At 68.9% G+C, this 18,373-nt stretch carries 16 protein-coding genes; 11 read left to right on the top strand and 5 right to left on the bottom strand.

What is annotated here, in order from left to right; translation table 11 throughout:
* Window positions 1-80: 80 nt before the first annotated feature.
* Together mfd and rarD are read right to left on the bottom strand one after the other, a co-directional pair.
* Window positions 81-3,617 carry a transcription-repair coupling factor gene (gene mfd / locus AB0N59_RS08360; protein WP_363481468.1) on the bottom strand — a complete coding sequence of 1,179 codons (3,537 nt, stop codon included), beginning with the start codon at window positions 3,615-3,617 and terminating at the stop codon, window positions 81-83.
* Between the two features lie 93 nt (window positions 3,618-3,710).
* Window positions 3,711-4,589, bottom strand: coding sequence for an EamA family transporter RarD (rarD, locus tag AB0N59_RS08355; protein ID WP_363481465.1), 879 nt, complete (start codon window positions 4,587-4,589; stop codon window positions 3,711-3,713).
* Between the two features lie 73 nt (window positions 4,590-4,662).
* Here rarD and AB0N59_RS08350 point away from each other — a divergent pair, with 73 nt between their 5' ends.
* Entirely contained in the window at window positions 4,663-5,226 is a 564-nt protein-coding gene (locus tag AB0N59_RS08350) for a GNAT family protein (RefSeq protein WP_363481462.1), read from the top strand.
* Between the two features lie 160 nt (window positions 5,227-5,386).
* Window positions 5,387-6,250: a DNA-formamidopyrimidine glycosylase family protein gene (locus tag AB0N59_RS08345; protein ID WP_363481459.1), complete on the top strand. Its 864-nt coding sequence runs from the start codon at window positions 5,387-5,389 to the stop codon at window positions 6,248-6,250.
* A gap of 3 nt (window positions 6,251-6,253) precedes the next feature.
* On the opposite strand, the gene AB0N59_RS08340 is transcribed toward AB0N59_RS08345, so the two are convergent.
* Genes AB0N59_RS08340 through AB0N59_RS08330 form a run of 3 tightly spaced genes read right to left on the bottom strand, consistent with a single transcriptional unit; the run spans window position 6,254 to window position 9,292 of the window.
* Entirely contained in the window at window positions 6,254-7,342 is a 1,089-nt protein-coding gene (locus tag AB0N59_RS08340; RefSeq protein ID WP_363481456.1) for a LacI family DNA-binding transcriptional regulator, read from the bottom strand.
* 28 nt (window positions 7,343-7,370) lie between these two features.
* Window positions 7,371-8,285 (bottom strand): PfkB family carbohydrate kinase, encoded by a 915-nt coding sequence (locus tag AB0N59_RS08335; RefSeq protein ID WP_363481453.1) that lies wholly within the window; start codon window positions 8,283-8,285, stop codon window positions 7,371-7,373.
* 5 nt (window positions 8,286-8,290) lie between these two features.
* Complete coding sequence (locus AB0N59_RS08330; protein ID WP_363481450.1) at window positions 8,291-9,292, bottom strand: SIS domain-containing protein; 1,002 nt, start codon at window positions 9,290-9,292, stop codon at window positions 8,291-8,293.
* A gap of 268 nt (window positions 9,293-9,560) precedes the next feature.
* On the opposite strand from AB0N59_RS08330, the gene AB0N59_RS08325 reads away from it, so the two are divergent.
* From AB0N59_RS08325 to AB0N59_RS08285, 9 genes are all read left to right on the top strand, one after another.
* The gene (locus AB0N59_RS08325) at window positions 9,561-10,883 is read left to right on the top strand and encodes an extracellular solute-binding protein (protein WP_363481447.1); all 1,323 of its coding nucleotides are present in this window, start codon (window positions 9,561-9,563) and stop codon (window positions 10,881-10,883) included.
* Window positions 10,884-10,929: 46 nt separating this feature from the next.
* On the top strand, window positions 10,930-11,856 hold the full coding sequence (locus AB0N59_RS08320; protein ID WP_363481444.1) for a sugar ABC transporter permease: 927 nt from the start codon (window positions 10,930-10,932) through the stop codon (window positions 11,854-11,856).
* Window positions 11,856-12,689: a carbohydrate ABC transporter permease gene (locus AB0N59_RS08315; RefSeq protein WP_363481442.1), complete on the top strand. Its 834-nt coding sequence runs from the start codon at window positions 11,856-11,858 to the stop codon at window positions 12,687-12,689. Before AB0N59_RS08320 ends, AB0N59_RS08315 begins: the two co-directional genes overlap by 1 nt.
* 319 nt (window positions 12,690-13,008) lie before the next feature.
* Window positions 13,009-14,049: a bifunctional diaminohydroxyphosphoribosylaminopyrimidine deaminase/5-amino-6-(5-phosphoribosylamino)uracil reductase RibD gene (gene ribD, locus AB0N59_RS08310; RefSeq protein WP_363481439.1), complete on the top strand. Its 1,041-nt coding sequence runs from the start codon at window positions 13,009-13,011 to the stop codon at window positions 14,047-14,049.
* A complete protein-coding gene (locus AB0N59_RS08305; protein ID WP_363481436.1) occupies window positions 14,049-14,684 on the top strand; it encodes a riboflavin synthase in 636 nt (211 codons plus the stop codon). Before ribD ends, AB0N59_RS08305 begins: the two co-directional genes overlap by 1 nt.
* Window positions 14,681-15,949, top strand: coding sequence for a GTP cyclohydrolase II (gene ribA / locus AB0N59_RS08300; protein ID WP_363481433.1), 1,269 nt, complete (start codon window positions 14,681-14,683; stop codon window positions 15,947-15,949). The genes AB0N59_RS08305 and ribA overlap by 4 nt, the downstream gene beginning before the upstream one ends.
* Window positions 15,946-16,422: a 6,7-dimethyl-8-ribityllumazine synthase gene (ribH, locus tag AB0N59_RS08295; protein WP_363481431.1), complete on the top strand. Its 477-nt coding sequence runs from the start codon at window positions 15,946-15,948 to the stop codon at window positions 16,420-16,422. Before ribA ends, ribH begins: the two co-directional genes overlap by 4 nt.
* Window positions 16,423-16,485: 63 nt before the next feature.
* Window positions 16,486-16,842, top strand: coding sequence for a Fe-S protein (locus tag AB0N59_RS08290; RefSeq protein ID WP_363481429.1), 357 nt, complete (start codon window positions 16,486-16,488; stop codon window positions 16,840-16,842).
* 76 nt (window positions 16,843-16,918) lie between these two features.
* The gene (locus AB0N59_RS08285) at window positions 16,919-18,373 is read left to right on the top strand and encodes an MFS transporter (RefSeq protein ID WP_363481427.1); all 1,455 of its coding nucleotides are present in this window, start codon (window positions 16,919-16,921) and stop codon (window positions 18,371-18,373) included.

The following is an 18,373-nucleotide window of genomic DNA, read 5'->3' as shown; positions in this document are numbered from 1 at the left end:
TGCGTAGAAGTGAACCCCGAACGCCGCGTCGATGCCCTCGCCCAGGGAGAGACGCGCTTGCCGCGGATCGACAGCACCGATCAGACGCCGACGGCCTCCGCCTTCGCCGGCTCGGGGAACATCGCCGTGAACAGCTGCCCTACCCACTCGATCAGGTCGGAGTCGACCGGCATCGGCACGACCAGCGCCTCTCCCCCACCGACGAGCTTCGCCTTCGGGTACAGCCGCTGCAGGCGCACCTTCATCGAATCCTCGAAGCGCGCAGGCGCGATGCGCAGGTTCGAGCCCATGGCGACGACGTCGGAGAGGCCGGCCCGCGCCGCCCGGCGACGCAGGCGCGCCACCTTCACCAGCGTGGTCACCTCGTCGGGGAAGGCACCGTAGCGATCGACGAGCTCTTCGACGACGAGATCGATCGCGTCGTCGGCTGCGGATGCCGTGGCCGCCGACGACAGCTTCTGATACGCCTCGAGGCGCAGCCGCTCGCTGTCGATGTAGTGCTCGGGGATGCGGGCGTCCACCGGCAGCTCCAGCCGCAGCTCGACCTCGCTGCTGGTGTCTTCGCCGCGGAACGTCGCCACCGCCTCGCCGATCATGCGCAGGTACAGGTCGAAGCCGACGCCCGCGATGTGACCCGCCTGCTCCGCCCCGAGCAGGTTGCCGGCTCCGCGCAGCTCGAGGTCTTTCAGAGCGACCTGCATGCCCGAGCCGAGGTCGTTGTTCACGGCGATGGTCTGCAGGCGGTCGGCGGCGGTCTCGCTCAGCGGCTTCATGTCGTCGTAGAGGAAGTACGCGTATGCGCGCTCGCGACCTCGACCGACGCGTCCGCGCAGCTGGTGCAGCTGCGAGAGCCCGTACTTGTCGGCCCGATCGATGATGATCGTGTTGGCGTTCGAGATGTCGAGGCCCGTCTCGATGATGGTGGTCGAGACGAGCACGTCGTACTTGCGCTCCCAGAAGTCGTCGACGACCTGCTCGAGCTGGTGCTCGCCCATCTTGCCGTGCGCGACAGCGATGCGCGCCTCCGGCACGAGCTCGGCGAGCTCGGACGCGACGCGCTGGATCGACTGCACGCGGTTGTGCACGAAGAACACCTGACCCTCACGCAGGATCTCGCGGCGGATCGCCGCGGCGATCTGCTTGTCGCTGCGCGGACCGACGAACGAGAGGATCGGATGCCTGTCCTCCGGCGGCGTCTGCAGGGTCGACATCTCGCGGATGCCCGTCACCGCCATCTCGAGGGTGCGCGGGATGGGCGTGGCGCTCATGGCGAGGATGTCGACGTTCGTCTTCATCTTCTTCAGCGCGTCCTTGTGCTCGACGCCGAAGCGCTGCTCCTCGTCGATGATCATCAGCCCGAGGTCCTTGAAGATCACCTGATCGGTGAGGATGCGGTGGGTGCCGATGACCATGTCGACCGAGCCATCGACGAGACCCTGCAGGGTGAGACGCGCCTCTTTGTCGGTCTGGAACCGCGAGAGCGGGCGCACCTTCACGGGGAATCCGGCGAACCTCTCGGTGAAGGTCTCGAGGTGCTGCTTGACGAGCAGGGTCGTCGGCACGAGCATCGCGACCTGCTTGCCCTCCTGGATCGCCTTGAACGCGGCCCGCACGGCGACCTCGGTCTTGCCGAAGCCGACGTCACCCGACAGCAGGCGGTCCATGGGGATGGGCCGCTCCATGTCGGCCTTGATCTCTTCGATGGTCTGCAGCTGGTCGTGGGTCTCGGCGAAGGGGAACGCCTCTTCCAGCTCGCGCTGCCAGGGCGTGTCGGGTCCGAAGGCGTGGCCCTTCGAGCTCATCCGAGCCGAGTACAGCTTGACGAGCTCGACGGCGATGTCGCGCACGGCCCGGCGCGCCTTGCCCTTGGCGGCGGCCCAGTCGCTGCCGCCCATCTTCGACAGGGTCGGCGCCTCACCGCCGACGTACTTCGAGAGCATGTCGAGCTGATCGGTGGGCACGAAGAGCTTGTCACCCGGGTAGCCGCGCTTCGACGGCGCGTACTCGAGCACGAGGTACTCGCGTGTGGTCTTGACGGCGTTGCGCCCACCCGACGACACCTCGCGCTTGGTCATCTCGACGAAGCGGCCGATGCCATGGGTGGAGTGCACGACGAAGTCGCCCTGCTTCAGCTGCAGCGGGTCGACCACGTTGCGGCGACGCGAGGCGAGCTTCTTGACCATCCGCTGGTCGCCGCCGATCGTGCGACCGTAGAACTCGTTGTCGGTGAGCACGGCGATCCGGGCATCCGGCACCTGGAAGCCCGACTCGACGGATCCGGCGACCAGCGTCGCCACTCCGCCCTCGGGCTCGTCGGCCAGGTTCTCGACGATGCGCGCGGCGAGGCCGCGATCGCTGAGCACGTCGCGCGCTCGCTCGACCAGGCCCTGGCCCGACGAGATGACCACCACCCGCCAGCCATCGCCGAGGCGCGCCTCGACGAACGCGATGGCGCCGTCGACGTTGCCGTGGAACGACGGGATGATCGAGGCGTCGAGGTTCTCGGCCGCGTCGTCGTCGACCGCGAAGGGGGTGACGCGCCACCAGACGCCGTCGCGCTCGTGCACGATCTCGCGCATGCGACCGAGGGTGATGAAGTCCCCGGCACCGAGGTCGATGGGAGCCGATGCTCCCGAGGTGGCGGCGCTCCACGCCGCGTCGAGGAACTCCCGGTTCGTCTCACCGAGGTTCTGCGCGCGGGTGCTGGCGCGCTCGGGATCGACGACCGCGGTGGCCGATCCCTCGGGCAGGTACTCGACGAGCGTCACGAGCGGACCCGCCACCGCCGGGAGCAGCGACTCCATGCCCTCGACCGGGATGCCCTGCGACATCTTCTCGAGCATCGCCGACATCGCGGGGAAGCGGGCGATCAGCTCGCCGGCGCGTTCGCGCACCTCGGCCGTCAGCAGCAGCTCGCGGCTCGCGGCGAGCGACACCGACTCGACGTCTCCGGGCAGCGAGCGCTGGTCGGCGACCGAGAACGCGCGGATCTGGTCGACCTCGTCGCCGAAGAACTCCACGCGCAGCGGGTGATCCGCCGTCGGCGGGAAGACATCGAGGATGCCGCCGCGCACGGCGAACTCGCCGCGGCGCGAGACCATGTCGACGCGGGAGTACGCGCGCTCGACCAGCTGCTCCACGGCCTCTTCGAGCTCGATGCCGCGCCCGCCGATCCGCAGTTCGAGAGGGGCGGCGTCGCCGAGGTTCGCGGCGAGGGGCTGCAGAGCCGCCCGCACGGATGCGACCACGACGAGCGGCTTCTCGCCCGTCCAGGTCACGATGCGACGCAGGGTGTCGAGGCGCTTGCCGACCGTGTCGGGACTGGGGCTCAGCCGCTCGTGCGGCAGCGTCTCCCACGCGGGGAACGTGAGGATCTCGGCGTCGTCGAGGTAGGCGCCGAGGGCGGCCGCGACCGACTCCGCGCGTCGGCCCGTCGGAGTGACGACGAGAGCGGATGCCGGACGCCCCGCCGATGCGCGCTTGCGCAGCAGCCCGGCGATGATCGGGGCGTCGAGGCCGTCGACGGCCGAGATCTCGGCATCGGTCTGCGCCCAGGTGAGGGCGTCGCGGTAGAGGTTCGCCTCTTCCAAGGCGCGCAGAATCCCTGGGACAGTCACCGGAGAAGTCTACTCACCGGCCACCGACATAGGGCTCGCGCAGCGAGCGAGAGCACAGCGATGAGGCGGTGAGCGCTCGGCGCACCGCGGGGCTCAGCGACGACGGCGCCCCGCACGGAACCCCTCGAACGCGAGCAGGGCCAGCGCGACGGCGAGGATGCCGTACACGAGCAGGTCGGCACCCTGCATCCGCTCTCCGAGCAGCACTGCGACCACGACCAGCAGCACGGGCTCGGCGTAGCTGAGCAGGCCGAACACGGGCATCGAGAGCAGATTCGAGGCGGCGAGATAGAGCACCATGGCGATCCCGCCGATCACCCCCACGGCCAGCAGACCCGTGAGCTCGCCGGCGGACTGCGGGCCTGAGCCGGCCGAGAGCAGGAACCAGGCGGCGAGCGGCATCATGGCCGTCAGCTCGAAGCCGAATGCCATCGGCTCGTCGAGCCCGAAACGCTGACGCAGGACGAAGTACACGGCGTACGGGAGGCAGATCGCCCAGGTCACCCATGACAGCTGCGGTGTCGCGACGATCTTGATCGCCACGGCGATCACGGCGAGCGTGACCACCACCCACTGCATCGAGCTCACGTGAGCCCGCATGAGGAACCGCCCGCTCAGCACCAGGCTGATGGGAAGCAGCAGATAGCCGAGCCCCGCGTCGAGACCATGGCCGTGCATCGGCGCCCACATGAACAGCCACAGCTGCATCCCGATGATCGAGGCGAGCAGCAGGGCGAGCAGCGGCATCCACCACCGCGCACGCAGCCGGCGCCAGATGATCACCACGCCTCGGCGGGCGCCCGGGTGGAGCAGCGCGAGCGCATACAGAGCGAGGGTCACGACCACTCGCCAGGCGTAGACCACCTCGGCCGACGACTGCAGCTGAGCGGCGATGTAGAAGATCGCGCCGAACATCGCGGATGCCACCAGCGAGGCCACGACGCCTCTCGGCGATGAGCGCTGCACGGTCACGGCTCGTCCTCCTCTGCTGCCAGAGCGAACGGCCGCTGCACCAGCCTACCGACCCGCTCACTACGCTGGTGCGATGCAACCTGTCGTCCTGCACACCGAGAGGCTCGTGCTCAGCATCCCGACCGAAGCGGACATCGACGCGATCACGGCCGCATGCCAGGATCCGGAGGTGCCGCGGTGGACGACCGTTCCGAGCCCGTACACCCGCCAGGACGCCGTCGACTTCGTCGAGCTGGTGACGAAGTGGTGGGCCGACGGCGTCGAGACCGTGTGGGCCATCCGCAAGGACGACGTGCTCGCCGGGATGATCGGCCTGCACCGGATCACCGACCACCCGCACGGCGGCGACGCCGAGATCGGCTTCTGGGGAGTCGCCGAGCTGCGCGGCCAGGGAGTGATGGGAGAGGCTGCACGCGCCGTCGTGGACTACGCGTTCGACGAGCTGAAGCTCGCCAGACTCGGCTGGCGCGCCGTGGTGGGCAACATCCCCTCCGCCCGCACAGCGCGGTCGCTGGGGTTCAGGTACGAAGGGATGCTGCGGCAGGCCCTCACGGGGGCACGCGGCCGCGACGACGGCTGGATCGCGGGCCTGCTCGCGACCGATGACCGCACGCCGGTGGAGTGGCCGGTGCTCTGAGCGGGGCGCCCCGGCATCCGGCATCCGGCATCCGGTCGGGGATCTCGGACCGGATGCCCGTCGCGCGGCGCGCCGCTGTCTGACACGCCGTCGGCGCACCGGATCGTCCGAGATCTCCGGCATCGGCCCTGACGTCCCCGACCCGTGACAGGATGTCGGCATGCCCGAGATGCCTGAGGTACAGGGACTGGTCGACTTCCTCGCCGCGCGGGCGGCGGGGCGAACCATCACGCGCGTGAGCGTCGCGGCGATCGCCGCTCTGAAGACGTTCGATCCCCCGGTCACGGCGCTTCAGGATGCCCGGATCGCGGCGGCCTCGCGACGCGGCAAGTTCATCGACCTGTCCCTCGGAGATGACCTTCACCTCGTCTTCCACCTGGCGAAAGCCGGCTGGCTGCGCTGGTACGACGAGCTGCCGACCACGCTCATCAAGCCCGGACGCAGCCCGATCGCGATGCGCGTGGCGCTCGACGACGGCAGCGGCTTCGATCTCACCGAGGCCGGCACCAAGAAGTCGCTCGCCGTGTACGTCGTGCGCGACCCGGACGATGTGCCGGGGATCGCCAGACTCGGCCCCGATCCGCTCGACGCCGGCTTCACCCGCGACGCGTTCGCGGCGCTGCTGGCCGGACGCCGCACTCAGATCAAAGGACTGCTGCGCGACCAGGGACTCATCGCGGGCATCGGCAATGCGTACAGCGACGAGATCCTGCACGCCGCGAAGATGTCGCCGTATGCCCCTGCGGCGAATCTCGACGATGCCGAGATCAACCGACTCTACGACGCCATGCAGCGCACTCTTCGCGAGGCGATCGACGAGGCGGCAGGCAAGCCCCCCGCGGATCTCAAGGATGCCAAACGCCGCGGGATGCAGGTGCACGCCCGCCGCGGAGAGGCGTGCCCGGTGTGCGGCGACACGGTGCGGAGCGTGTTCTTCGCCGACAGGTCGCTCGAGTACTGCCCCACCTGCCAGACCGGGGGCAAGGTGCTCGCCGACCGCAGGCTCTCACGCCTGCTGAAGTGAGCGTCAGCGCTCGGGCGGGGCGAGCACCGACGCGCGCTCGATGAACCGGGTCTGCAGCGTGTGCAGACCCGTCGCGCTCTGCTCGCCGTCGATCGCAGCGAAGAGCACGTCAGCCGCCTTCGACCCGAGCGCGAGCGTCGGCTGCTCGATCATGGTCAGCGGGGGCTCCATGACGGCCGCCCAGGAGCTGTCGTCGAAGCCGATCAGCGATACATCGGCGCCGATCCGCAGTCTCAGGGAGCGCAGAGCCCGCAGGGCGCCGGTCACGGCATCGTTCTCGGTGCAGAACAGGGCTGTCGGAGGCTCGTCGAGCGACAGCATCCGCTCCACTTCCTCCTGCGCGTGCTGCTCGACCTTAGGGCCGACCGTCACGAGGTCGGCGTCGAACGCGATCCCGGCGTCGTCGAGGGCATCGAGGTAGCCCTGCAGCCGCTCCCCGTCGGTCCACAGATTCCGCGCGGCCTCGTCGATGAGCTCGCGCCGTCGCCGAGGCCGCTCGGCGACCGGGGGGCCCCAGACGAATCCGATCCGCCGGTGGCCGGCCTCGAGCAGCCGCTCGACGGCCTCTCGTGCGGCGGCCCTGTTGTCGATCACGACCGAGGCCAGATCCAGCCCGGGAACGGCGCGGTCGACGAGCACCACCGGGACGCCGTGCGCCCTGGCCTGCTCGATGTGTCCGGCCGAGGCCGACGAGAGGGCAGCGGACGCCAGCACGATCCCGTCGACCCGCTTGTCGATCAGCACGTTGACTGCGGCGATCTCCTCATCGAGATCCTCGTGGGTGCTGAGCACGATGGTGTCGAAGCCACGCGCCCTGGACGCGTCGGAGATGCCGCGCACGACGCCGCCGAAGAACGGGTTGGCGATGTCGGCGACGATCACGCCGAGCGTCTGGGTCACACCCGTCGACATGCTGCGCGCGAGTGCGTTGGCACGATAGCCGATCCGCTCAGCGGCCTCGAGGACGCGTTCGCGGACCTCCGGGCTCACGTAGCCGTAGCCGCCCAGTGTCCGCGCGGCCGCGGACCGGCTGACGCCGGCGGCCTCGGCGACCTCGGAGAGAGTGGGGGGAACGGAGCGCTCCGAGGCCATCGCCCTCGCCCCCTTCCGCGTCACAGGTTCACCACATGTTAGCCGCGACGGGCTCGCCGCTCGGTCGCCCCCCGCCGAAAGCGCCTTCGACGAGACACTGATCGCGGGCGGCCTCAGCTCCCGCTTCCAGCGCGGCGCGCAGATCGGATCGCGAGGGAGCGAGGTGGCGTCGCCACCCACCCCTGTGCAGCGTCACGAGGAACCCGGCGAGGAACGCGTCGCCGCAGCCCATCGTGTCCACGATGGCACGGTCGTCGAGGAGCTTCGCCGGCGCGGAGCAGCGCACCCGCCCGTCCGTCGCGAGCGCATCGTCGGTGCCCCGGGTGGCGACAGCCAGGCGCGCACCCCGCCGGATCGCATCGTCGAGCACGGCGTAGGCCTCCGCGTCGTCGAGACCCGAGCAGGAGATCAGCAGCAGATCGGTGAAGGGCGCGACGCGATCGACGTAGGCCGGGGCGCGGAACTCGGCCTCGCTGGAGAGGTCGAAGCTCACCAGCACGTCGTGCGTGCGCAGCGAGGGCAGCTGCGACTCGGTACCCGAGTACACGCTCGAATGCACGACGTCGAAGCCGGCCGCGTACTGCTCCCGCCCGTCGGCGAGGTCGATCGGCTGGCGCACGGTGACCCCACCGCCGTTCCAGCCGAGGAACACACGGTCGCCGTCGACGACCTGCAGCGACGACACACCCGACTCTCCCTCGCGCACGACCGAACGGCCCGTCGGCACGCCCGCCGCCTCGATCGCGCCGCGGAGGAATCCGGCCAGATCATCGCTGCCGAACACCCCGAGGTACTCGGCATGGGCTCCGAGGCGATGCGCGTACACGGCGACATTGACCGCGTTGCCGCCGGGGTAGTCGACCCCGCGGTCGATGAAGCGGTCGACGATGTTGTCGCCGAAGCCCAGTACCCGCATCTCCTCGTCACCCTCCGACTTCGTCACCCCGATCAGTAGTCCATGACTCGGTAGTAGCGGCGCAGATCGAGCGAGTGCTCGCGCACGCGCTCGAGGTGCTTGCTCACCCGGCCCATCACGGTGTCGAGCACGATGGGGGCGATGAGCGCCCGATTCTCGGGGCTGAATCCCTCCAGCGCGTAGTCGCGGGTGTCGAACACCGAGACGTCCTTCGAGATGCGCTTGGCGAAGGCCTCCGCCCGATCGGTGAGCGGCCGCGTGCGATCCTCACCCTGGAAGATGATGACCGACGTGTCCTCCTCGAGAAGCTCCAGAGAACCGTGGAAGAACTCCGCGCTGTGCACGCGGGTCGTGCGCAGCCACTGCATCTCCTCGAGAATGCACATCGAGTAGAGGTAGGTGAACGACCAGAGCGGCCCTCCGCCGATGAGGAAGTAGTAATCCGTGTCCTTGTGCGCCTCTGCGAAGGCTGCGGCCTGCGGCTCAGCCTGCTCGGCTGCGGCGACGAGGGCGTCGGGGAGGTTCACGAGCTCATCGGCGAGCGACGTGTAGCCGTCGAACTCTCCGCGCCGCTCGAGGAGCCGGCCGATCAGAAGCAGCAGCTGCATGTCGAAGGGCCAGGTCTTCGGCTCCGAGACGAGGGCGTGGTCGACGCCCGTCGCGATCGGCGACCCCGCCTGTCCCGTGAAGGAGATCGTCGTCGCACCGAACTGCTTCACATACTCGATCGCGCGCACCACGTCTTCGGTGGTCCCCGTGACCGAGGTGAAGACGGCAGCGGTGCGCTCGCCGAGCAGGGCGTCACCCGCCACGACGAGTTCGGCGGCGATCGCCGCACGGACGGGAAGCGTCGAGCGCTCGCGGGCGAACAGCTCGTACGGCCACATCTGGCTGTAGGTGCCGCCGGCACCGACGAGCAGCACATTGTCGATGCCCTGGGCGAGGAGCTGATCGACCAGCTCCTCGATCTGCGGGCGGAGCGCGACCGCAGAGGCGGTCTGCGTCCGGAAGGCGGTCTCGTCGAAGCCGAGCATGGTCGATCCTCTCTCGGGCGATGGGCGCCCTTGGGGTTTGTGGTACCGGTGTCAGATTGCGATCATGCTGGCACAGCCGCGACGGAATCGTCAACAACTCCCGCAATATTCGCCAGGCAACCAGTCTGCATCGTGCGATCAGAAATCAATGCTGGTACCGGTGTCACAATTTCGCTACACTCGCACGACAAGCACGCACCGAAGTTCCAACGACGGATCGGTGCCCGCCACGCCGCGGGACGACATCCGCTCATCCAGAGAGGCAGAAATGCGCCCGACCCGCTCCGTTTCGATCGCCGCCGTCGCCACGGCGTCCGCACTCGTCCTCGCCGGCTGCGCCGGCGGCCCCGCTGCCGCTCCCCCGGCCGATGTCGCCGCAGACCCGGTCCACGAGGGCACGCTCACCGTCCTCACCAAATTCGGCGGGGCGCCACTCGAGGACTACTTCGAGGATCTCGCCGCCGACTACGAGAAGAAGCATCCTGATGTCGACGTCGAGCTCATCCAGGAGACGGATCAGTCGATCAAGGACAAGACCAAGACCCTCACGGCTTCACAGGCCCTTCCCGACATCTACTTCACGTGGACGGGCGACTGGGCCGAGAACTTCATCAGCGGCGGTCTCGCGGCGGATCTCACCGAGCTCATCGCTCCCGGCACCGAGTGGGGCGACCGGTTCGGCGAGGCATCGCTCTCCGCCTTCGAGTCGGACGGCAAGTACTACGGCATCCCGCTCTACAACAACGGCAAGTTCATGGGCTACAACAAGAACGCGTTCGCGGACGCCGGCGTCGAGGTGCCCACCACCTTCGACGAGCTCATCGAGACGTGCGCGCCCCTGCGAGCTGCAGGCTACGAGCCGATCGCATTCGGGAACAAGGACGGCTGGCCGGCTCTGCACTACCTGCAGCAGCTGTTCGCCTACAACGTGCCCGGCGACACCCTGCATGCGGACTTCGACCCCGAGACCGCCACCTGGGACCACCCCGGGTACGAGGCGTCGCTGACGCAGTTCCACACGCTGGTGAACGACTGCACCGACAGCGGAAAGGGCACCAACGGCGTGCTCTACACGACCGCGCAGGAGGCGCTCGCGGGCGGCCGTGCAGCGATGTACTACCAGGAGGTCCTCGAGTTCGACACCGTGACCGCCGAGGGCGCGACGCTCACCACCGACGACTTCGGCATCTTCCCGCTCCCCGTGCCAGACGACGCGGACGGCGATCCGGAAGCGATCGAAGGGGCCCCCGAGGGCTACCTCATCAACGCCAAGTCGCCTCGCGCGGCCCTCGCCGCCGACTTCATGAAGTTCGTGACCGAGCCGGAGCACGCGGCGACGCTGTCATCGCTGCCGTACGGTCAGCCCAGCACCGTCGTGGGCGCCGTCACAGAGCAGAACTCGAGCAAGGCCGTGTACGAGGGCATCGACCGCGTCAACCAGGCGTCGCAGCTGGTCGCATGGCTGGACACCGTCACGGTGCCCGAGGTCGCCGATGCCTGGCTCGCCGGCGGCGAAGCTCTCATCAGCGGCAGCGCCACCCCCGAGGAGGTGCTGGACAGTGTCCGGGCCGCGAACGACGGCGCCAAGTGACGTCCGGTCGGGGGCGGGCTTCGGCCTGCCCCCGACCGTCACGGAGGTGATCACCACCGCAGGCTCCCGCCCTCGCATCGGCCGCAGAGCCCGTGGCCTCGGCAGGATCGCCGGCCTCGCGTGGGTGCTTCCCGCGCTGATCGTGCTCGTCGTGTTCGTGTACCTGCCGCTCGCGCAGAACTTCGCATTCTCCGTGCAGAAGTGGGACATCTACTCCGGTGCATCCGAATTCGTCGGACTCGAGAACTACGAGAAGCTCTTCGGCGACCCGGTGTTCTGGTCCGCCCTGCGCAACAACGTCCTCTATTCGCTGCTCTCGATCGTCTTCCAGGTGGGCGCGGCTCTCGTGCTCGCCGCACTGATCGAGGGCCTTCGCAGCATCCGGTGGCGCAAAGCCCTCCGCGCCATCTACTTCGTGCCTTCCGCGATCTCGCTCACCGTCGCCGGTCTGCTCTTCTACTTCATCTACGAGCCGAAGCTCGGCATGCTCAACCATCTTCTCGGCACGCTCGGTCTCGGCGGCCTCGCCCAGCCGTGGCTCGGGCAGGAGTCCACCGCGATGGTCGCCATCATCGCCATGAGCCAGTGGCAGGGCTTCGGCTACTCGACGCTGCTGTTCGCCGTGGCGATTCAGCGCATCCCCGCCGAACTGTACGAAGCGGCGTCTCTGGACGGCATCGGACCCATCCGGCGCTTCTTCCATGTGACGGTCCCGCTGGTCCGCGAGATGAGCGGCCTCATGATCATCGTCACGATCTCCGGAGCCTTCCAGGTGTTCAACGAGGTCATGGTCATGACCAGCGGAGGCCCCAACAACTCGACGCAGGTGCTCGCGACCTGGCTCTACCGCAGCGGATTCGTGCACAACGACTTCGGGTACGCGGCCGCCATCGCCACGGTGATCTTCGTGGTCACGCTCCTGATCGCCCTCGGCCAACTCTGGTACACGCGACGCAGAAGGGTGGAGTTCTGATGGCACGTATCGGATTCCTGACCGCCGTAGGACGCCTCTTCGCCTGGTCGTTCCTTCTCGCTCTCGCCGTGGTCGTCGTCTATCCGCTGCTGTGGATGGTCCTGAACGGCTTCAAGACCAACGCCGAGCTGTTCGGCGACCCGTTCGCCCTGCCGCTGCAGCTGAACTGGCACAACTACGCCGACGCATGGAATCGCGGAGTGAGCGACTACCTCACCGCGAGCGTGCTGGTCACGGTCACCTCCACGATCGCGACGGTGTTCATCAGCGCCTGGGCCGCGTACGGGCTGACCCGCGTGCGGATGCCGTTCGGACGCGTCGTATCGGGTGTCATCCTCGGCGGGCTCATGCTCGCCCCTGCCGTGGCGCTCGTCCCTCTCGTGCGGATGTTCCAGGCGATGGGGCTGTACAACACGTTCTGGGCGCTGCTGATCCTGTACACGGCGTTCCGGATCCCGTTCACGACCTTCCTCATCCGGGCGTACATGATCGACCTGCCGCGCGAGGTCGATGAGGCTGCGGAGATGGACGGCGCAAGCCGCTGGACGACGTTCTGGCGGATCACCCTGCCGATGTGCAAGCCGATCATCATCTCCACGATCATCCTGCACGTGCTGTTCGCGTGGAACGAGTATCTCTTCGCGATGGTGTTCACGAGCGGGACGACGGTGCAGACGCTGCCTGTCGGCCTGACGAGCCTCATGAGCAAGCACGGCACGGACTACCCCGTGGTCTTCGCCGGCATGGTGGTCGCGGCCCTGCCCGTCATCGTGCTGTTCTTCGCCAGCCAGCGCTACTTCATCAAGGGGCTGTCGGAGGGGATCGGCAAATGAACCCCGCTCGCGGATCTCGTGAGCTCATCGCGCGATCCGCGAGCGGTCGCTTCACGCGATCGCCGAGATCTGCGGTGATGCCCGCTCTGGAATGAAATCCGCTCGGCCGCGTTGACTAGACTCTGAGCATCAACGTGCTCCGGGGTCGGTGTGAATCCGAACCGGCGGTGACAGTCCGCGAACGCCTGGCGACAGGCGCCGATCCGGTGGAAATCCGGAACCGACGGTGATGCGAGCATCCGCTCGCTAGTCCGGAAGAGAGGCAGCACGTGGCGTACGTGCGCGCTGCAGACCCCGGGAACCCAGAGAAGGATGACCGATGGCAGTGACCGAGGCCGAACGCGAGGCCATGCGTCGCGCCCTCGAACTCGCCGCGAACGGTCCTCGGGGGCTGAACCCGCAGGTCGGCGCCGTCATCCTCTCCCCCGCCGGGGATGTGCTCGCCGAGGGCTGGCACCGCGGCGCGGGCACCCCGCATGCCGAGGTCGATGCGCTGTCGAAGCTCGCCCCGGGCCAGGCCGCCGGGGCGACCGCGGTCGTCACTCTCGAGCCGTGCAACCACACCGGGCGCACGGGTCCGTGCGCCCAGGCGCTGATCGATGCCGGCGTCAGCCGCGTCGTCTACGCGCTCGACGACCCGGGCGATGCCTCCAGCGGCGGGGCGGACCGCCTCCGCAGAGCCGGAGTCGACGTCGTGCCGGGTGAGCAGGCGGATGCCTCGCGCGACCTCATCGACGGATGGCTGACCGTGCAGCGGCTGGGCCGCCCTCACGTCACCGTGAAGTGGGCGCAGAGCCTCGACGGCCGCGCCGCGGCATCCGACGGCTCCAGCCAGTGGATCACCGGGCCCGAGGCGCGTGCCGACGTGCACCGACGGCGCGCGCAGGCCGATGCGATCGTCGTCGGCACCGGCACGGTGCTGGCCGACGACCCCGCTCTCACCGCCCGCGACGGACGGTCTCTGCTCGAGCGTCAGCCGATCCCCGTCGTGATCGGGTCGCGCGCGACCCCCGCCGGCGCTGCGGTGCACAGGCATCCTCGCACTCCCCTCTTCTACGGCACCCACGACCTCGCCGCCGTTCTCGCGGACCTCGGCGAGCGAGGCGTGCAGCGCGTCTTCATCGAGGGCGGGCCGACGCTCGCGAGCGCGTTCATCGCGGCGGGCTTCGCCGACACCGTGCTGGCGTACATCGCGCCGGTGCTGCTCGGCGGCGACCGCCTCGCCCTCACCGACATCGGCGTCGCCTCGATCGGCGACGCCCGACGCCTTCAGGTCGAGCGGTGGATGCCGCTGGGCTCGGACCTGCTGGCCATCGCACGTCCTGCGGCGGATGCCGTCGCAGGGAAGGAAGGAAGCTGATGTTCACCGGAATCATCGAGGAGATCGGCGAGATCGCCGGCATCTCGGCATCGGGCGACGGATGGCGGCTCACGGTGCACGCGCCCCGAGCCGCGGCGGATGCCGTGCACGGCGAGTCCATCGCCGTCAGCGGCGTGTGCCTCACCGTGGTCGGCTCGACCGAGACCACCTTCGATGCCGACGTCATGAAGCAGACCCTCGACGTCTCGGCACTCGGCGCCGTCGAGGTCGGGTCGCGTGTGAACATCGAGAAAGCGATGCCGGTCGGCGCGCGCCTGGGCGGGCACATCGTGCAGGGGCATGTCGACGGGGTCGGCACCGTGCTCGAGGTGCGGCCCGGTGAGCAGTGGCGAGTGCTGCGCATCAGCCTGCCCGCAGACCTCGCCCCTCTCGTCGTCGACAAGGGCTCGATCAGCGTCGCGGGCACCTCGCTCACGGTCAGCGCCGTCAGCCCCGCCATCGGCACGCCGGACGAGCACTGGTTCGAGGTGTCGCTCATCCCCGAGACGCTCGAGGCGACCATCCTCGGCGAGCTCGAACCCGGCGACGTGGTGAACCTCGAGACCGACATCCTGGCCCGTCATGTGGAGCGCCTGCTCGCGTTCCGCTCCCTCACGGAAGGAGGCTCGCGATGAGCCTTTCCCCTCTCTCCGACGCCCTCGACGCGCTGCGCGCCGGCAAGCCGATCATCGTCGCCGACGATGAGAACCGCGAGAACGAGGGCGACATCATCATCTCCGCCGAGCTCGCCACGGCCGAGACGATGGCCTGGATGGTGCGCTGGACGTCAGGGCTGATCTGCGCCCCGATGCCGGCCGACCTCGCCGACCAGCTGAACCTGCCGCCGATGGTCGAGACGAACGAGGATGCGCGCACCACCGCGTACACGGTGAGCGTCGACGCTGCCGAAGGCGTCACCACCGGCATCAGCGCCCACGACCGCGCGCTGACCCTCAATGTGCTGGCGAACCCGGCGTCCACCCCCACGAGCCTCATCCGGCCCGGGCACATCCTGCCGCTGCGCGCCGTCGACGGCGGCGTGCGCGAGCGCGGCGGTCACACCGAGGCCGCCGTCGAGCTGATGCGCCTCGCCGGCCTGCAGCCCGTCGGCGCGATCGCCGAGGTCGTCGCCGACGACGGAAGCATGATGCGCCTGCCGGCGCTCATGGAGCTCGGGGCCCGAGAGGGTGTGCCCGTCATCACCATCGAGCAGCTGATCGCGCACCTGAACGAGGTCGACCCTCGCGACGAGGCCGACTGCCTCGCGCAGCGCACCGGGCGCCGGGTGAGCCTGCGCGCCGACGCCAATGTGCCCACCGACCACGGCACCTTCCGCTTCCTCGCCTACAAGGACCGCATCAGCGGCACCGATCACATCGCCGTCGTCTCGGGCACGCCGGGCGAGACCGCGCTGGTGCGCGTGCACTCGGAGTGCCTCACGGGCGAGGCGTTCGGCTCGCAGAAGTGCGAGTGCGGCCCGCAGCTGCAGGCAGCCCTCGAGCGCATCGATCAGGAGGGCGGCGTGGTCATCTACATGCGCGGCCATGAGGGGCGAGGCATCGGGCTGATCAACAAGCTGCGTGCTTACGCCCTGCAAGAGGAGGGTCTCGACACCGTCGACGCCAACCTCGCCCTCGGCCTGCCCGCCGACGCCCGCGAGTATGCGGCGGCCGCGGGGATCCTCACCGATCTCGGCATCTCGAAGGTGCGCCTGCTCACGAACAACACCGACAAGGTCGAGAAGCTGCGCGCCCTCGGCCTCGACGTGGTGGAGCAGGTGCCCCTGATCGTCGGCGTGGGCCCGAACAACCACCAGTACCTCGAGACCAAGCGCGACCGCATGGGTCACATCATCGGCGCGGCGGAACTCGCCGACGCCCTCGGAAAGGACAACGCATGAGCGGCGCCGGAGCCCCCACCCCGACCACCCCGATCGACGGCAGCGGGCTGCGCGTCGTCGTCATCGCCGGCACGTGGCACGAGGATATCTCGAACGGCCTGATCGCCGGCGCGCAGCGCGTGCTCGACGAGGCAGGCGCGGCGCACACACTGGTGCGCGTGCCGGGCTCTTTCGAGCTCGCGGTCGCGGCTCAGGCGGCATTCGCCGGAGGAGCGGATGCCGTGGTCGCACTCGGCGTGATCATCCGCGGCGGCACCCCGCACTTCGAGTACGTGTCGGCCGCGACGACCGACGGACTGAGCAGGGTGGCGCTGGATGCCGGCAAGCCCGTCGGCTTCGGCGTGCTGACCCTCGACGACGAGAAGCAGGGACTCGACCGTGCGGGCCTCGAGGGCTCGAAGGAGGACAAGGGCGCCGAGGCAGCCGACGCGGCCCTGCGCACGGCTCAGGTCGTCCGCGCGCTCCGCGGCTGACGCATCCGCCGAGCAGGGGCCGAGCCTTCGCGCCGCATGCGGCCGACCGGCTAGCCTGGGCTCATGGAGACCCTGCGCCACATCGTCCTTCTCGTGCACCTCATCGGCTTCGCCGTGCTGTTCGGAGCCTGGGCCGTGCAGGCCTTCGGCGGCAAGCGCGAGATCACGCGTCTCATGCACATCGGCATCTCGATCGCCGCAGTCGCCGGACTCGCACTCGCGGCTCCGTGGGGTCTGCCCGACGGCGCCGAGATGAACTACGCGAAGATCGGCACCAAGCTCGTCGTGCTGCTGATCATCGGCGCCTTCCTCGGCATCGGCCACGCCCGTCAGCGCAAGAGCGGCCACGTGCCCCCCGCGCTGTTCTGGGGAATCGGCCTTCTGACACTGGTGAACGCGGGCATCGCCGTCATCTGGTGACGCGCCGTCCGTGCTGGGCTGCGTGAGCAACTAGACTCCGGGAGGTTCTGACGAACGCTCACCGGAGGAGCAGCACATGACAACGACCACCGCCCCGGCCAACCCGCGCTCGCGGGTGATCCTGGCCAGCCTCGTCGGCACGACGATCGAGTTCTACGACTTCTACGTCTACGCGACGGCGGCGGTGCTCGTCTTCCCCGTGCTCTTCTTCCCCACGGGGAACGACACCACCTCCCTTCTCGCGTCGTTCGGCGTGTTCGGCGCGGCGATGATCGCGCGCCCCATCGGCGCCGTCGTCTTCGGGCATTTCGGCGACAAGTTCGGCCGCAAGGCCACCCTGGTCGCCTCACTGCTCACGATGGGCATCGCGACGTTCCTGATCGGACTGCTTCCGACGTTCCAGCAGATCAACTGGTGGGCTGCTCTGCTGCTGCTCGTGCTGCGACTCGCTCAGGGCTTCGCCCTCGGCGGCGAGTGGTCGGGTGCGGCCCTGGTCGCGACCGAGAACGCCCCGGCCGGCAAGCGCGCCTGGTACGGCTCCTTCCCGCAGCTGGGCGCCCCGCTCGGCTTCATCATCGCCAACGGCATCTTCCTCGGCATCAACGCCCTGCTCCCCCACGAGTCCGACCCCACGCTGAAGTCCGAGGCCTTCCTCAGCTGGGGGTGGCGTGTGCCGTTCCTCTTCTCGGCCGTCATGGTGATCATCGGCCTCTGGGTTCGCCTCAAGCTCGTCGAGTCCGAGACGTTCACCCGGGCCGCCGACACGGGCCGCATCCGCAAGCTTCCCCTCGCGACGGTCTTCCGTCACCACTGGAAGCAGCTGATCCTCGGCACGTTCATCATGCTGGCCACGTATGTGCTGTTCTACCTGATGACGAACTTCACGCTCGCGTACGGCACCAAGCCCGCATCGCTCGAGCTGGCGTCGGCCGCAGCGCAGAAGGCTGCGGAGGCCGCAGGAAAGCCGTTCGACCCGACCGCCTTCGCCGCGCAGTTCTACCCCGGCCTCGGATTCGGCTACACCCAGTTCGTGATCATGCAGATCGTCGGCGTCGTGTTCTTCGGCATCTTCACGCTGCTGTCGGGCCCGTGGGCCGACCGCATCGGGCGACGCAAGCTGCTGCTGTGGGTGACCGGGGCGATCATCGCCTTCGGCCTCACCTTCGGGCTCTTCCTGGCTCCGCAGGGCGACCCGGCTCTGACCACGGCTGTCGTGCAGGGCTTCCTGATCCTCGGCTTCTTGCTGATGGGCGCCACGTTCGGCCCGATGGGCGCTCTGCTGCCCGAGCTGTTCCCCACCAATGTGCGCTACTCGGGATCGGCGATCGCCTACAACGTGTCGTCGATCCTCGGGGCCGCGGTCGCTCCGCTGATCGCCGTCGAGCTCTGGCGAATCGGTGACGGCTCACCGTGGCTCGTCGGCGTGTACCTCTCGGCGATGGCCGTGCTCACCTTCATCGCCCTCTGGCTCTCTCCCGAGACCAAGGACCACGACTACGAGGCGGATCTCGGAGTCGCTGCCCAGCCCTGA

This window comes from Microbacterium sp. NPDC089321 (assembly GCF_040684935.1).
Taxonomy (GTDB): domain Bacteria; phylum Actinomycetota; class Actinomycetes; order Actinomycetales; family Microbacteriaceae; genus Microbacterium.
Note: the sequence above shows the minus strand (reverse complement) of the source record. Positions and strands in the feature narration are given on the sequence as shown.

Bases quoted from the DNA above. Each gene is read 5' to 3' on its own strand.
- AB0N59_RS08350 (WP_363481462.1), top strand. From the start codon at position 4,663: ATGCAACCTGTCGTCCTGCACACCGAGAGGCTCGTGCTCAGCATCCCG.
- AB0N59_RS08345 (WP_363481459.1), top strand. From the start codon at position 5,387: ATGCCCGAGATGCCTGAGGTACAGGGACTGGTCGACTTCCTCGCCGCG.
- AB0N59_RS08340 (WP_363481456.1), bottom strand. From the start codon at position 7,342: ATGGCCTCGGAGCGCTCCGTTCCCCCCACTCTCTCCGAGGTCGCCGAG.
- AB0N59_RS08330 (WP_363481450.1), bottom strand. From the start codon at position 9,292: ATGCTCGGCTTCGACGAGACCGCCTTCCGGACGCAGACCGCCTCTGCG.
- AB0N59_RS08325 (WP_363481447.1), top strand. From the start codon at position 9,561: ATGCGCCCGACCCGCTCCGTTTCGATCGCCGCCGTCGCCACGGCGTCC.
- AB0N59_RS08315 (WP_363481442.1), top strand. From the start codon at position 11,856: ATGGCACGTATCGGATTCCTGACCGCCGTAGGACGCCTCTTCGCCTGG.
- ribD (WP_363481439.1), top strand. From the start codon at position 13,009: ATGGCAGTGACCGAGGCCGAACGCGAGGCCATGCGTCGCGCCCTCGAA.
- AB0N59_RS08305 (WP_363481436.1), top strand. From the start codon at position 14,049: ATGTTCACCGGAATCATCGAGGAGATCGGCGAGATCGCCGGCATCTCG.
- ribA (WP_363481433.1), top strand. From the start codon at position 14,681: ATGAGCCTTTCCCCTCTCTCCGACGCCCTCGACGCGCTGCGCGCCGGC.
- ribH (WP_363481431.1), top strand. From the start codon at position 15,946: ATGAGCGGCGCCGGAGCCCCCACCCCGACCACCCCGATCGACGGCAGC.
- AB0N59_RS08290 (WP_363481429.1), top strand. From the start codon at position 16,486: ATGGAGACCCTGCGCCACATCGTCCTTCTCGTGCACCTCATCGGCTTC.
- AB0N59_RS08285 (WP_363481427.1), top strand. From the start codon at position 16,919: ATGACAACGACCACCGCCCCGGCCAACCCGCGCTCGCGGGTGATCCTG.